We start from the raw sequence: 15,369 nt of genomic DNA, 5'->3' as shown, positions 1-15,369 counted from the left end.
TCGGTTTATTGTTTGAAATATTTAAACGGAACAAACAGCATTCCGAAGCATTCTCCGTCTTCTTTTTCAATGTGTTTATGATGCATTTTATGAGCTCTTCGAATTCCTTTAGCGTACCAGTTATTCGCATTTCTAAAGATTTTAAAACGCTGATGAATAAAAATATCATGAACCATAAAATAGCAGAATCCGTAAGCAAAAATACCTAAACCAATGGGTAAACCAGGCCAGAAGCTGGTGTATTTCCAAAGTAAAAAGAAGCCAATACTAATAACTGCATAGAAAATGAAAAAGGCATCGTTACGCTCAAACCAGCTATCGTGATCTTTTTTGTGGTGGTCTTGATGTAAACGCCATAAAAAGCCATGCATAATGTATTTATGGGTAAACCACGCCATAAATTCCATGAAGCAAAACGTTGCCAAAAAAATAAGTATCCAATATAATATTTGCATGACTTAAAGTTACATTAAATTTAGTTGATATTTAACATAGCTACGCATGAGCAATTCTATTTTCTTAGGGTTGGAAACGCGTATCCTTGAGTTTTTAATGTGTAAAGCTGGTGTGTTTTGTAGTTTTTTAAGTAATTGTCTGTAATAACGATACGCCATAAACACTCCTAATTTAGCTTCATTAGGTAGTTTTTTTATCCCTTGTAAACCACGTTCAAAATCGTATTCAATGTCTTCAATGATGTGTTGCTTAGAAGTTTCGTCGAGTTCGTCTAAATTTATATTTGGGAAATAACTGCGGTTTAAGCCTTCCATATCGGCTTTTAAATCTCTTAGGAAGTTTACTTTCTGGAAAGCCGAACCTAATGCCATAGCCGATAATTTTAGCTCGTTGAATTTTTCCTGGTCACCTTTAACAAATACTTTTAAGCACATTAAACCAACAACATCGGCAGAACCATAAATGTAATTCTGGTATTCTTCAACCGTATTATAATTGCTTTTGTTTAAATCTAAACGCATACTTTTCATAAAAGCATCAACCATATCTTTTTCAAGATTGTATTTGTGATAGGTATGCTGAAATGCATTTAAAATTGGGTTAAGACTGATTTTATTTTCAATAGCTTCATTTAAATCGTCGTAAAACTTGTTGAACAGGTCTTCTTTGTCATAATCGTGAAACGAATCGACAATTTCATCAGCAAATCTTACAAAACCGTAAATATTGTAAATATCTGCGCGAATTGATTTATATAACATCTTGGTTGCAAGCGAAAATGAGGTGCTGTAAGTTCTTGTAACTATTTTGCTGCAACTGTAAGATACTGTATCAAATAGTGCTTTCATGGGTTAATGATGTTTAATTACTAAATCGGCTACTAATTTTCCAGAAATTAATGATGGTGGTACGCCGGGACCGGGTACCGTTAATTGTCCGGTGAAATACAAATTGTTTACTTTTTTACTTTTTAGTTTAGGTCTTAAAAAGGCGGTTTGTAATAGGGTATTTGCCATACCGTAAGCATTGCCTTTAAATGAGTTATAATCATTTATAAAATCGTTTATACAGAAGCTTTCTTTAAAAATAATGTGGTCTTTTACGCTTTGAGAGGTTAAGTCTTCTAGTCGGTTTATGATTTTATTGAAATAGGTTTCTCTCAATTCCGGAGTATCATGCAAACCGGGCGCCAATGGAATTAAAAATATACCGGCTTCCTTATCTTCAGGAGCTGTGCTTGTGTCTGTTTTACTTGGAAAACTGGCATAAAATAAAGGGTGTTCCGGCCATTTTGGATTGTCGTAAATGGCTTTAGCATGAACATCAAAATCGACATCAAAAAACAACGTGTGGTGATCTACATTTTCAATTTTTTTATTAAAACCGACATAAAATAACAGTGAAGACGGTGCAAAGGTTTTTTTGTTCCAGTAATTTTCAGAATATTGCCTGTAAGGTTCGTCCAATAACGTTTCTGTGTGATGGTAATCAGCGCCACTCACAATAATATCGGCCGAATATGTTTTTCCTTTTGAAATAATACCTGAAGCTTTTCCATTACTTACGATGATTTCATCAACAGGGTTTTCTGTTTTAATTGTTACGCCTAGTTCTTCGGCTAAACTTTTTAAGGCTAGAATAACCTGATACATACCTTTTTGAGGGTGAAAGGTCCCAAGTCCGAAATCGGCGTAATTCATGAAATTGTAGAAAGATGGTGTGTCGCTTGGTTTGGCACCAAGGAATAACACTGGAAATTCTAGAATTTGAGCTAGTCGTTTGTTTTTAAAAGCTTTGTTTACGTCTTTTTTAATATTGCTAAAAAACTGATTAAGTTTCTTAATTGTTTCGGGCGTAACCAATTCTAAAGGAGAAACTCCTGGGTTGTAAACCAAATCTTTTATAGCAATGTCGTAATTACTTTTAGCGTTCGTTATAAAAGATTTGAGTTTAACTGAACTTCCAGGTTCTTCTTTTTCAAAAGCCTTACATATTTTTTCTAAGGTGTCTTCGATGGTTATAAAATCGTTTTTCCCAAAGTAAACACTGTAGGCAGGGTTAAGTTTTTCTAAGGTGTAATAGTCTGATGGTTTTTTACCGAAATCACTAAAAAATCGTTCAAAAACATCTGGCATCCAATACCAGGTGGGGCCAATATCGAATGTAAACCCATCTTTTTTTAATTGTCTTGCACGACCTCCAATAGTAGCGTTTTTTTCAAATATTGTAACGCTATATCCGGCTTTAGCTAGATAACATGATGCAGCTAAAGAGGAGAATCCGGAACCTAAAATTATAATTGTTTTCTTCATTTTTGTTTAACAAATATAATAAAAAGTTAAACAAAATGAATTTATATTACATTTCTTTAACTAAATTTTTTATGCTTTTAAAAACTTTAACCTTTTCGGGTAATTGAGAAGGGTTAAGGTTAATGGTTTTATTTCCAAGTAAATAAAGATAAGATTTGTTTTCATTTAATAATAATTCATAGAAATCTTTAATATAAGTTTCAATTGCATCTTCTTCCGGGAAAATAGTGAAATACGATATAAATGTAATATTATCGAAAAATTCATAAAGTTCGTAAAGGTTAGCAGTTGGTACGCTTGGCCCTAGAAAAATGGTATGATAACCTTTACTTTTTAGTAAGTAATTAACAAAAAGCAGTCCAATATCATGAATTTCATTATCGGGAAGGAAGAGAACAAATGTTCTGGAGTCGGAAGTGTTTTCAAGGTTTACCAACTTCTCTGTACTAAGTAATAACTTCTGCTTAATAAGAACCGAAATAAAATGTTCGTGTACCGGGGTTATGGTATTGGTTTGCCATAATAACCCAATTTCATTAAGTAGAGGAAGAAATACAGAGTAAAATATGTCTTCAAAAGTAAGTTCTTTTAATAGGTCGTTATACGTTTTGTCAAATAAAGACTGATCGAAGTTAATCATAGCCATCTTAAACGCATTTATGGCAAAACTATCTTTGTTGCTTTCGGCTATTATTTCTTTAACTTTTAACGAGATCTCATCTTCAGCCAGGTCTGCTATTTTTGAAACTTTAAAACCATTATTGTTTAAGTAAGCTATGTTTAATAGTTTTTGAAGGCTGGTCGTATTATACGTTCTTATGTTGGTATCGGTACGGTTGGGTTCCAATAAATTATAGCGTTTTTCCCAAACTCTAATGGTATGAGCTTTAATCCCTGAGAGGTTTTCAAGATCTTTAATACTGAAATTGACGCGAATTTTGTTCATTTTTTATTGAATTTAGCTAAACAAAAATAAGCAATAACTATTAAAAATCGATAACTATTAAGGTTTTAATTAGTCGTAACATCGAAAAAAGTGAAATTGTGAAACGACTAGGTATTCAGATAAAAGGTAATGAATTACATTTTATTTGATGTGGTTACACCTACGACGAAGAACCGTTGTCCGTAGTCGAAATTTTGGTTTTACCGTGTAGCTAATTTTTAATTTTGGATACAGAAATGAGATTAAAAGTAATTGGAGGCTATAGTTTATTTGGGATAATTGTTAATACCTAAGAAGTAAGCGATTGATTAAAATTTAAAAATTAGAGTATGATTTAGAAATGGCTGTTTACTCGTTTAGCGAAGTAAATATTTGTTATAAAGGTAACACCTATGTTATTTGAGAATATTTTTTGATTAGCATAATGTTTAGTTTGGTTAATATGAAAAATGGTCTATTACAAATAGACCATTTTTTTCTTTAATTGTTTTGGATACCAGATTCTAAAATTTTGTGTTTTACATTGTCTATATAAGAGCGCCCAAAGGCATAACGCATACCTTCAATTTCAACGCTGTTACCTTCAACGGAATCAATTTTATTGATTGCAATTGTGAAAGACCTATGGATGCGAATAAACTCTTTTGGAGGTAACAGGTTTGTGAAATCTGTCAATGTGCTGTGTATAATATATCGTCCGGTTTCTGTGTTAATTTTTAAATAATCTTTTAAACTTTCAATGACTAAGATTTCGTCTAAAAAGATTTTTTTCATTTTCTTTTTATCAATCTTAACAAAAATAAATGGACGTTCATTTGTAACTTCTAAAGGCTCTTTATTAATGGTCTTTAATTTGTTTTCAATCTTATTTACTGCCTTCATAAATCTTGGAAAGTTGACAGGTTTTATTAAGTAGTCCAATACATCCAGTTCATGCTCAAAGGTTTCAATAGCAAATTCCCCATAAGCACTTGTGATTATTATCAAAGGTGGATTTTGTAGACTTTTAATAAAATTTATTCCATCTAATAATGGCATTTTTATATCTAAAAAAATAACATCAATATGATTGTTTTTTAGATAGTTAAGTCCTGATATGGCATTATTGAAAGTGTTTTCAATATGAAACCCTTCAACTTGATCAATGTAGCTTTTAATTATGTTTATTGCCAGCGGTTCATCATCAATAATTAAACATTTTAGATTTTTTGTCATCAATATTTTTCTTTTTTTAGCTTTTAATAGAGAAGATATTCAAACTCAGAGTTACTTGGGCGCAATTGGACGTAACAGTTTATGCTATATGTTAAATATAACTTACAGTTTAATCACTCGAAAGGATGAGATGTTCTCTTTTTTTATTCTATTATATACTAGATTTCTTTAATTAGTATTGATAGAGTAGCAGTTTTTTGGGTATTGACTTTACGGCTAAGTTAAGTGAAAATTATGTTGAAGTTTAGTGAAATAGATGATTTTAACTTTTTTTTTGATTTTCAGAAAAGTCTGAAACCATAGTGTTTAGGTTAAAAAAGCATGGTAAGGAGAACTATAATTAAGATTTTTTTTTAACTAAAATTTATAGATGTAAAGTATACTAATTTTTTGCCTGTTTTTATTATTAAAAAATAAACCTATAATTTTTATCTATATGAAAAAAATAAACCTAAAAAATGAAAATTTCATTTTTTAATTAAGGTTTTTGATGTGCGTAAATTCTTGGTGTTTAAGGTGTTGCTTTTATAGGACTGAATAAAGAATTTGCATTTTTTAAACATTCATATTTGTTTACATGTCATCCGTCTAAATTACTTTCTAGAACTAAGAAATTTACAAAAATTTAACATTTAGTAATTTATAGAGTCTAAATAATGTACTTTTTATGGTAGATTAATTTTAGTAATTACAATTTTGGGGTATAGATAGTAATAAGAAATAAAATTATTTAAATAAATGAAAAAGATAAAAATAGCATTTGTCGTTGTTTTTAGTATATCCTTTATGGGATTTGCTCAAAATTATCCGTATCAAAAATCAGGTTTACCTGTAGAAGATCGCCTTAAGGATTTATTGGGCCGTATGAGTCTAGAGGAAAAGGTGCGCCAAATGGATATGTATAAAGGAGAGTTTTTTAAGGATGGTGAAGATTTTTCTAAATCGAAAACAAATGACAAAATAGGTGATTTGGGTGTTGGAGCTATTCATGATATTTATCCTCGCTCGGCTAAGATGATAAATGACCTTCAAAAAAATGTTATCAAAAATAACCGTTGGGGTATTCCGGCCTTAATTATGTGTGAAATGCTTCATGGTTATTTAGATGAAGGCAGTACAGCATTCCCTATGAATATTGGGCTTGGGGCTACTTGGGATACCAAACTTATGAAAAAAGTAGGCGGAGTTATAGGTAGTGAAGCTCGTGCGCATGGCGTACATTTTGGATTGGGCCCTGTATTAGGTATAGGTCGAGAACCACGATGGGGGCGTGTAGCAGAAACGTTTGGTGAAGATACCTATTTGGCAGGAGAACTTGGTTTGGCGATGGTAAATGGGATTCAGGGCGATACACTGGCTTCAGATCGTTCAATTATTGCAGAGCCAAAACATTTTGCAGTACATAGTTATCCGCAGGCTGGTGGTAATTCGTCTCCCGTTATTGTGGGCGAACGCACTGCGAGAGAAGATTTTTTACCGGCATTTGAAAAAGTGTATAAGTTAGGAGGGGCATTGGGAGCTATGTGTGCGTATTCCGAGTTGGATGGCATTCCTTGTGCGGCTAATCATTGGTTGTTGACAGATGTGTTAAGAAAGGAATGGAATTTTAAGGGTATAGTGGTTTCTGATTTAGGAGCAATAAAATATATTCAAACCACCCATTACGTTGCAGATTCTCCAAAAGAAAGTATTCGTCAGGCCGTTTCAGCAGGAGTAGATATGCAGTTCTATGATTTTTCAAATCAATTTTGGCAAGAAACTATTATTGAATTAGTAAATGAAGGTAAACTGTCTATGCAGGACATTGACCGAGCAGCAGGTGGTGTGTTAAGGCTTAAATTTCTATTAGGGTTGTTTGAAAATCCTTATACCGAAAAAGGCTTAATTGAAGCACGCTTCCATTCAAAGGAACATCAAGAAATTGCTTTGGAAGCAGGTAGAAAATCTATTAGTTTATTAAAAAATCAAGGCAACTTATTGCCATTAAGTAAGGATTTAAAAACGATTGCGGTTATTGGGCCTAATGCTGATGCATCGAGATTGGGAGGATATTCAGTGAAAAATAAGGTTGCAACTACGGTACTTGAAGGCATCACTTCGGTGACAGGTAAAAATACCAAAGTGCTTTATGAGGAAGGCGTACCGTTAATTGTTAAGGGACAAATAGTTCCATCGAAATATTTATTCACTCCCGATGGAAAGCAAAACGGCTTGAAGGGCGAGTATTTTAATAATAGAAAAGTTGAAGGAGAGCCTGCTTTAATCCGTATTGATAGAGAGTTGCAATTCGATTGGCCATGGAATCCGGGAGAAGGTGTTAATGATGATGATTTTTCAATTCGTTGGACAGGGTACATTCAATCCGATACTTCTTTTGATGGATGGATTGGATTAAGTTCTGATGATGGTATTAGAATGTGGATTGATGACCAGTTAGTTATTGATAATTGGACTAAAGGCGCGACAAGTATTGTAACAACTCCAAAGAATATTGAAGCAGGTAAAAAGTACAAAGTTCGCATAGAAATGTGGGAAGGCGGCTGGGGAGCCAGAGCTCACTTGCGTTGGAATTTAGAAAAGATAGACTTACAACCAGCTATCGATATCGCAAAACAAGCGGATGTGGCTGTTGTAGTTTTAGGTGAATCACGAGAATTGGTAGAAGAAAATCGCGATGTAGCTACTTTAGATTTGCATGGTATGCAACAAGAGTTGATTGAAGCTATTCAAAAAACAGGAACACCAGTGGTTTGTGTACTATTAAATGGTCGTCCGCTTTCTGTTAATTGGATAAATGAACATGTGCCAGCTATTTTAGAAGCCTGGTTTCCTGGTGAAGCCGGGGGTCGTGCAGTAGCCGACGTTTTATTTGGAGATTATAATCCGGGAGGGCGGCTACCAATTACATTTCCCAAATCTGTGGGACAGTTACCTATTTATTATAATCAAAAGCCATCAGCCATTCACAGATATGTAAGTGAAAGTGAAAATCCCTTGTATACCTTTGGTTATGGCTTAAGTTATACAACTTTCGAATATTCAAATTTGAAATTGAGTTCTGAAGAAATAAAAACAGATGGTAAGGTTACAGTATCTGTTGATGTTAAAAATACAGGTGATTATGACGGTGATGAAGTAGTGCAGCTTTATATTAATGATGTGTATAGTAGTGTAACTACACCGCGTAAAACGCTAAAAGGTTTTGAGCGTGTATTCATTAAAAAAGGAGAAACAAAACACATTGAATTTGAATTAACACCTGATGAACTTGCCATATGGAATCGTGAGATGAAGCGTGTTGTTGAACCTGGTGATTTTGAAGTTATGGTCGGGGGGAATTCTAAAGATGTTTTAAAAACAAAGTTAAGTGTTGCGGAATAACTAGGTATAAAAGAGTTAAAAAAGAAGGGCTAACCTAATTAGGTTAGCCCTTCTTTTTTTGTTTTCAAACCATTTTGAAAAGGAAGGCCTAGTTAAATGGAAGGAAAAGGATTATTTATTTGATTGGCTCATGAATATGTTTGTTTAAAATGTTGAATGGTAGTGTCTTGTAATGCTACCAACGTCTTTTGAGCGTTGTCCGTGGTCGAAATAATGCATTTTTGAATGTTTTGTAGTTATAGATTTAACGAATTAATAACCTAATAATAAACGAGAAATTATTAACGCAAAAATTTTATTTATGATTCAAAATGTTTTAAAACTACTGTTAGTATTTTGCATTTTCGGTATTCAAAATGCTTATGCACAAACTACGGTTACGGGAACGGTAACAGATGCTAAAAGTAGTGTCCCATTACCTGGGGCGAGTATTGTGGTGAAAGGAACATCCAATGGGGTTTCAACCGATTTTGATGGGAATTTCAGTATTTCTATTTCAGAAGACGGAGTTACAATAGTTATATCTTATGTAGGATATGCCACAAAAGAAATAGTGTATAACGGAGAATCTGTATTAGATATACAGTTATCGGAAGATGCTCAGGCCTTAAATGAAGTTGTTGTGACGGCATTAGGTATTAAGAGAGAAAAAAAGGCAATTACCTATTCTGCTCAAAATGTAAGTATGGATGAGGTATCGGAAGCTCGGTCTTTAAACGTTGCTAACTCGCTTTCTGGAAAGGTGGCAGGTTTAAACTTTTCAACCACCTCAAATGGTGTTGGTAGTGCCTCCAGAATTACCTTAAGAGGTAATAGATCGTTAACTGGAAACAATCAACCTTTATATGTTGTTGATGGGGTGCCAATTAGTAATGGTAGTACTAATGGTAATCCAGACATCGATACTGGTGGAACAACACAGCCAGACGGTATTTCCAATCTTAATCCTGAAGATATTGAATCGATGACAGTTCTTAAAGGACCATCGGCGGCAGCACTTTATGGAACACGTGCTAGTAATGGAGTAATAGTAATTACTACTAAATCAGGAGCTGGTTCAATAGGGACAAAAGTTTCTTTGTCTTCCAACTTTATGGCTTCGTCAGCCTATAATTTATTGAATTTACAAAATGAATATGGCCAGGGAACCAATGGAGTTTATAATCCGGCTTCTCAGTACAGTTGGGGAGGTAAACTAGATGATAGTCAGGTGTCTTCATGGCAATTGGTAAGAAATCCAGATTACGAAGGTCCGGCAACTTATAGTTATTCTGCGCAACCAGATAATGTTATAGATTTCTTTCAAACAGGATATAATTTAGCAAATACAGTATCGGTAACAACAGGAAATGAGAAAACTCAAGGATATTTTTCTTATACAAATACTATCGCAGAGGGCATTGTTGGCGGTAATAAGTTAAACAGACATAACTTAAACTTAAGATTAACAAGTAAATTATCTGACAAGTTATCGTTAGATGTAAAAACAAATTACATTGTACAGAATATTGATAATATTTTAAGAACAGGAGAGGAGTCTGTCGGAACTGCAGCTTATTTAATGCCTCGTAGTATAGCTTACAATCAATATAAAGATTTTGAATATTTTGATGCTCAAGGTCAGCGTTACGTAAATTACTTTATAGATGAGGTTGGGGCCGCAGGAGGAAACCCCTATTGGGCCGCATTGCGTGATGATGATCGTGATGATGATAGAAACAGATTTATAGGTTTCGCCTCTCTTAAATATGATTTTACTGATGCTTTGAGTTTTCAGGTCAGAACAGGTTTAGATCAAATGACAAATACAACCTTCAGAAATCGTTATGCAACTAATGCTTTTAATAACGATTTAGGGTCGTATAGTGAGTCTTATGAAAAAGTAAGAGAGCTAAATACAGATGCCTTATTGTCTTATAATAATACATTTGGCGATTTTTCTGTTGGTGTTAATGTTGGTGCAAACATGTTAAAGCAAACGAACAGTTCTTTAGGTTCTGGAGGTGTTTTAAGCCGAAGAAACTTTTTTGCTCTGGCAAACGTAGAGACTATTTCTTCAACATCAACCATTTACGAGAAGCAAATCAATTCTTTATATGGTTTCTCTCAAATTGGCTATAAAAACTATTTATTTTTAGATGTAACGGCAAGAAACGACTGGTCGTCAACTTTGCCAGAGGCTAATAGATCTTTCTTTTATCCATCATTTGGTCTTTCGGGTGTAGTCTCAGATATGGTAGAATTACCAGAAGCTATTACTTATGCGAAATTGAGAGCATCTTATGCTGAGGTTGGTAATGATACCGATCCGTATCAATTAAGTCCTCAGTTATCTTATATAGGAGGTAATGGAGGTATGTTATATGCTCAAACCACAGCTGCTAATCCTAATTTAAAACCTGAGATTTCTAGCTCTGTTGAGTTTGGAGCAGATTTAAGATTCTTTAGTAATAAGTTAGGTTTAGATTTTACTTACTTTAAAACGAATACAAAAAACCAAATTTTTAGTATTAACACCCCTGAAGCTTCTGGATATTCTAGATCGGTTATCAATGGAGGTGAAATTCAAAATAAAGGTATAGAACTAGTTTTAACTGCAACGCCAATTGAGACAGAGAATTTTTCTTGGGATGTCATGGCTAACTATGCGTCATATGACTCCGAAGTAATATCCATCTCTGAAGGTAGAGAAGAGTTGGTTTTAGGAGAAGGACGTTTGGTAAGAAGTAAAGTGGTTAAAGGTGGAGAATATGGCGATTTATATATAAAAGGTTTTCAAAGAAATGATGATGGAGAGATAATTGTTAATTCAGCCGGCTTACCAATAGCAACAAATGATTTTGATGTGCTTGCCGGAAACTTTAATCCAGACTGGACTGCAGGTTTAAAAAATAGTTTTAGATACAAGGATTTCTCCTTAAGCGTTTTATTTGATTTTAGAATCGGAGGCGAGGTTATCTCTTATACACAGGCAAGACAGGCTGGTATGGGTGTTAGTACTTTAACATTAGCTGGTAGAGAGAATGGTTTTGTTGTAGATGGTGTTGTAGATAATGGAGACGGAACATACTCCCAAAATACAACTAGTGTAACAGCAGAACAATACTGGACAGAAATAGGGCAGAGAACTCCTGTTGCGGAGGATTTTATTTATGATGCCACCAATATTAGGTTAAGAGAAGCTGTTCTAGGGTATTCAATGCCTAAGAAAATGTTACAAAAGTCGCTGTTTTCTAGTATCGATATTTCATTGGTTGGAAGAAACTTATTCTTTGTGCTAAACGAAGCTAAATATTTTGACCCGGAGCAAGGAGCTGGAACAGGAAACTTGCAAGGAATAGAATCATTTAATATTCCTTCAACAAGAGACTATGGAGTTAATGTGAAATTTGGATTTTAATAAAAATATTATGAAGTTGATCAATAAAATATATACAATAGCCACATCTTTGGCATTGATATTTACAAGTTGTACAGACGATTTCGACAACTTAAATACAAATAGTAATACGCTTACCGCAGATCAGTTAGATGCTACTTTAGCAGGGCCTTCTTTTGCATCTGCACTATACGCAGGAATACATAACGGCTCGTATTCTTCTCCTGGAGTTGACGATCAGGGAACCTGGGGTATTGCCACAGGTATTATCTCTTCTCAATTTGTTCATTACATGAATACAGGATACGGAACCGATAGAAATGCCTTTAGCGGTTTCGAAGCTCGTGGATGGTTGCGTTTTTATACTGTAGCAGTTCCTGCATTAAACAATGCAATTATAGCTTCAGAAGGTGATGAAAACGCCCTGGCTGTACTTAAAATTTGGAAGGTGTTTATGTATAACCAAATGACCGATCATTACGGGCCTATACCTTATACAGAGGCGGGAAATGGTGAAGAAAATGTAATTTATGATAGTCAGGAAGATATCTATGAAGACTTTTTTAATTTATTAGAAGAAGCCGAAACTACTTTAAGTGCAGCTTCAGAAAGTACAGTAGGTTTATTTCAAATATCCGATCGCGTTTTTTATGGAGATATTGATAAATGGAAACGTTTTGGAAATAGCCTTAGATTGCGTTTAGCTTTAAGAATTTCAGATGTTCAACCATCAAAAGCGCAAACCGAAGCGGAAACAGCAGTAGCAAACGGAGTTATGGAATCTAACGATCAAAGTGCCTATTTTGCTGTTAGTAATATTACACCAAATAATTTAAATATGATTGTTAATAGCTGGGGGTATTACATGTCGGCTTCAATGGAAAGTATTCTAAAAGGGTATAACGATCCTAGAATGTCTATTTGGTTTTCAGAGACAGAAGATGAGGTGTTTCGTGGCCAACCAGCCGGGGGTTTGCAAGATCAATTTGGAACAACTGAATTTTCATCTTTTAACAATGATGTTTTGGGGAACGACTATCAGGAAACCAAAAACATTGAAATTATGATGGCTTCTGAGTCATATTTTAACAGAGCCGAAGGTGTGTTAAATGGATGGAATATGAATGGAGATGCACAAACTTTGTATGAAACAGGAGTTCAATTATCACTAAACCAATGGAATATTACTGATAGCTCAGTCATTACAGATTATCTAGCAGGAACATCAACAGGAGCACAACCGGAAATTCTTAATACTTATCCCGATTTGGATTTAGCAACACCACCTGTAGATGTGCCAGTTGCCTGGAGTTCTAATGTAGCAGAGCAACGTAAACAAATAGCCGTGCAAAAATACCTTGGGTTGTTTCCTGAATCTTGGGAAACCTGGGCAGATTTAAGACGCTCAGATGCCAGTATTATATATCCGTTACTATATACTGATAATAATGATGAAGGTGTTGGAACGAGTTTAATGAAGCGTGTAATATATGTATCCAATGAATACTCTTCGAATGGGGTGGCTGTTGAAGATGCTATCGTTAAATTAGGAGGACCGGATACTGGAGGAACAAAACTTTGGTGGGATATAAATTAGTGGTTTTTCATCGAATTTACATTTAAGAGAGGTAGTTTTACCTCTCTTTTTTTATCAAAACATATTTAACCTGTTGGTTAAAACGTTAAAAAATAAAGTAGAAAAGAAAATAGGATAAATAAGTGCGCACGAGAAGACTCGAACTTCCACATTCTAAGCGAATACCAGCCCCTCAAGCTGGCGCGTCTACCAATTCCGCCACGTGCGCTAAATGTATAAACAATATCGAATATAGAACCCGATGTGTCTGTGAGAAAAACTAAGATGAGTATTAGTTTTTTCTGTTTATTTTTACTCACAAAATGACTAAAAATAAAAAAAAGTTAAGCATATGCTTAACTTTTTTTGTGACCAGACTGGGGCTCGAACCCAGGACCCTAACATTAAAAGTGTTATGCTCTACCAACTGAGCTATCTAGTCTTGCTTAAACACTGAAAGTTAGTGTTTGCGGGTGCAAATATAAAACCTATTTTTAAAAAAACAAGGAGATTTTAGAAGAAATTTTTGTTTTTTTGCACATCGAAAACTTAAGTTTTTAATAATCAATTTATAACCTAATCAATGATTTTAATTTTAGTTGGATACATGGCTTCTGGAAAGTCCACTATAGGTAGGATTTTAGCCGAAAAATTAAACTATGACTTTTTAGATTTAGACGATTACATTGAAGAGCAGGAACAAACTTCAATAAAAACTATATTTCAAACTAAGGGAGAAATCTATTTTAGAAAGGCTGAAACTAAATATTTAAGGGAACTTTTAGATAGTAAATCGAATTTAATTTTATCCCTTGGGGGTGGTACTCCGTGTTATAGTAATAATATGGATCTTATTTTAAAAGCCGATAATGTGAAAAGTGTTTATTTAAAAGCTTCCATTCCAACCTTGGTAAACCGTTTAAAAGGAGAAAAGGGAAAACGTCCTTTAGTGGCTCATATAGAAACTGATGAGGAGTTAACTGAATTTATTGGAAAACATTTGTTCGAGCGTTCACCATTTTACAGTCAGGCGAATATTGTGTTGCCAACAGATAACAAAACGACTTCTGAAATAATAGAAGAACTAAATTTGAAGCTACTCTAAAGTAGCTTCAAATTGATTGCCTTCTAATACCACATTAACATGCTCGTGTAATGAAGTAGACAAAGAAATACCTTTAAAATCTGCTTTTACAGGATATTTTTTATGGTTTCTATTTATTAAAACAGCGGTTTTAAAACGCTTAAGCGGAACATCTAAAAAGTGTTTTACACCATAAATTAAAGTGGTGCCTGAGTTTAAAACATCATCAACAAGTACTAAAGATTTGTTTTCATATTCTTCAGTACTTAAAGATGTTTTTATATTATTTTGAGGTTGTTTTTTATCAATACTGACTTTGCATAAAATCACATTAATATCTGAAATATCCTCTAAGATGGCTTTTAACTTTTCTGCAAAAATATACCCATTACGATCGATTCCGGCTAAAATAACTTCGGTTTCATAAACGTTGCTTTCATAAATTTGAAATGCAATACGTCTTATTTTATGATTGATTTCGTCGTGGTTTAATATCACGTTGTTTGTAACGTCCATAATCAATTGGGATTAAATGAGAGGGTAAAATTACTCATTTTCGTTTGTAAAATCATCAATATCGCGTCTATCTTTTTTTGTAGGTCGTCCAACACCTTTTTTTCTGTAATAGTCTTTGGCGAATTTTAATAATTCCTGAGCTTCAAATTGCTCTTTAGGTGTAATATCTGTTCTGTAAATGTCCACCAGTTTTGCACCAACTCGACTTTCAGGAATGTCGTTGACTTTTAATTTATAGTTTATCTGGTCTTTTCTTAATTCAATAACATCTGTTGCATAAACCTCCCTGCTGGGTTTTACAACATCGCCATTTACCTTAACCTGGCCTTTTTTACAAGCCGTTGTGGCAATGCTTCGTGTTTTGTAATACCTCACACACCATAAGTACTTATCAATTCGCATATATTAATTCTAAAAACTACGTTAACCATGTACACAAGATTATATTAAAATTGTATCTTGCGTGCTCAAAAATAAAGAATATTAAGACATTGGTATAATAAA

Annotated in this window: 11 protein-coding genes and 2 tRNA genes; 4 read left to right on the top strand and 9 right to left on the bottom strand. The window is 33.9% G+C overall.

Annotation, left to right across the window (positions count from 1 at the left end; genetic code table 11):
* Positions 1–5: 5 nt before the first annotated feature.
* The 5 genes from NO995_RS00130 to NO995_RS00110 all read right to left on the bottom strand — a co-directional run bounded on the left by NO995_RS00130 (position 6) and on the right by NO995_RS00110 (position 4,929).
* Positions 6–455 carry a sterol desaturase family protein gene (locus tag NO995_RS00130; protein ID WP_258225775.1) on the bottom strand — a complete coding sequence of 150 codons (450 nt, stop codon included), beginning with the start codon at positions 453–455 and terminating at the stop codon, positions 6–8.
* Between the two features lie 9 nt (positions 456–464).
* Positions 465–1,304, bottom strand: a complete 840-nt coding sequence (locus NO995_RS00125; RefSeq protein WP_258225774.1) for a phytoene/squalene synthase family protein — start codon at positions 1,302–1,304, stop codon at positions 465–467.
* Positions 1,305–1,307: 3 nt separating this feature from the next.
* Positions 1,308–2,768 carry an NAD(P)/FAD-dependent oxidoreductase gene (locus NO995_RS00120; protein ID WP_258225773.1) on the bottom strand — a complete coding sequence of 487 codons (1,461 nt, stop codon included), beginning with the start codon at positions 2,766–2,768 and terminating at the stop codon, positions 1,308–1,310.
* Positions 2,769–2,814: 46 nt separating this feature from the next.
* Positions 2,815–3,714 carry a MerR family transcriptional regulator gene (locus NO995_RS00115; protein WP_258225772.1) on the bottom strand — a complete coding sequence of 300 codons (900 nt, stop codon included), beginning with the start codon at positions 3,712–3,714 and terminating at the stop codon, positions 2,815–2,817.
* A gap of 480 nt (positions 3,715–4,194) precedes the next feature.
* Positions 4,195–4,929, bottom strand: coding sequence for a LytTR family DNA-binding domain-containing protein (locus tag NO995_RS00110; protein WP_258225771.1), 735 nt, complete (start codon positions 4,927–4,929; stop codon positions 4,195–4,197).
* Positions 4,930–5,667: 738 nt separating this feature from the next.
* On the opposite strand from NO995_RS00110, the gene NO995_RS00105 reads away from it, so the two are divergent.
* From NO995_RS00105 to NO995_RS00095, 3 genes are all read left to right on the top strand, one after another.
* Positions 5,668–8,310: a glycoside hydrolase family 3 N-terminal domain-containing protein gene (locus tag NO995_RS00105; RefSeq protein ID WP_258225770.1), complete on the top strand. Its 2,643-nt coding sequence runs from the start codon at positions 5,668–5,670 to the stop codon at positions 8,308–8,310.
* Between the two features lie 301 nt (positions 8,311–8,611).
* Positions 8,612–11,710, top strand: coding sequence for a SusC/RagA family TonB-linked outer membrane protein (locus NO995_RS00100; RefSeq protein ID WP_258225769.1), 3,099 nt, complete (start codon positions 8,612–8,614; stop codon positions 11,708–11,710).
* A 10-nt stretch (positions 11,711–11,720) separates the two neighbouring features.
* A complete protein-coding gene (locus tag NO995_RS00095; RefSeq protein ID WP_258225768.1) occupies positions 11,721–13,286 on the top strand; it encodes a SusD/RagB family nutrient-binding outer membrane lipoprotein in 1,566 nt (521 codons plus the stop codon).
* A 123-nt stretch (positions 13,287–13,409) separates the two neighbouring features.
* On the opposite strand, the gene NO995_RS00090 is transcribed toward NO995_RS00095, so the two are convergent.
* Together NO995_RS00090 and NO995_RS00085 are read right to left on the bottom strand one after the other, a co-directional pair.
* A tRNA-Leu gene (locus NO995_RS00090) sits at positions 13,410–13,494 on the bottom strand.
* Between the two features lie 140 nt (positions 13,495–13,634).
* Positions 13,635–13,707 (bottom strand) — tRNA-Lys (locus NO995_RS00085).
* Positions 13,708–13,848: 141 nt separating this feature from the next.
* Between NO995_RS00085 and NO995_RS00080 the strand changes: the two genes are divergently transcribed.
* Positions 13,849–14,370 (top strand): shikimate kinase, encoded by a 522-nt coding sequence (locus NO995_RS00080; RefSeq protein WP_258225767.1) that lies wholly within the window; start codon positions 13,849–13,851, stop codon positions 14,368–14,370.
* Here NO995_RS00080 and NO995_RS00075 read toward each other — a convergent pair.
* Positions 14,362–14,865 (bottom strand): phosphoribosyltransferase family protein, encoded by a 504-nt coding sequence (locus tag NO995_RS00075; RefSeq protein ID WP_240570964.1) that lies wholly within the window; start codon positions 14,863–14,865, stop codon positions 14,362–14,364. The genes NO995_RS00080 and NO995_RS00075 overlap by 9 nt on opposite strands.
* 30 nt (positions 14,866–14,895) lie before the next feature.
* On the bottom strand, positions 14,896–15,267 hold the full coding sequence (locus NO995_RS00070; protein WP_240570962.1) for an RNA-binding S4 domain-containing protein: 372 nt from the start codon (positions 15,265–15,267) through the stop codon (positions 14,896–14,898).
* Between the last annotated feature and the right edge of the window lie 102 nt (positions 15,268–15,369).

The organism is Aestuariibaculum sp. M13 (assembly GCF_024723255.1).
GTDB lineage: Bacteria > Bacteroidota > Bacteroidia > Flavobacteriales > Flavobacteriaceae > Aestuariibaculum > Aestuariibaculum lutulentum.
Note: the sequence above shows the minus strand (reverse complement) of the source record. Positions and strands in the feature narration are given on the sequence as shown.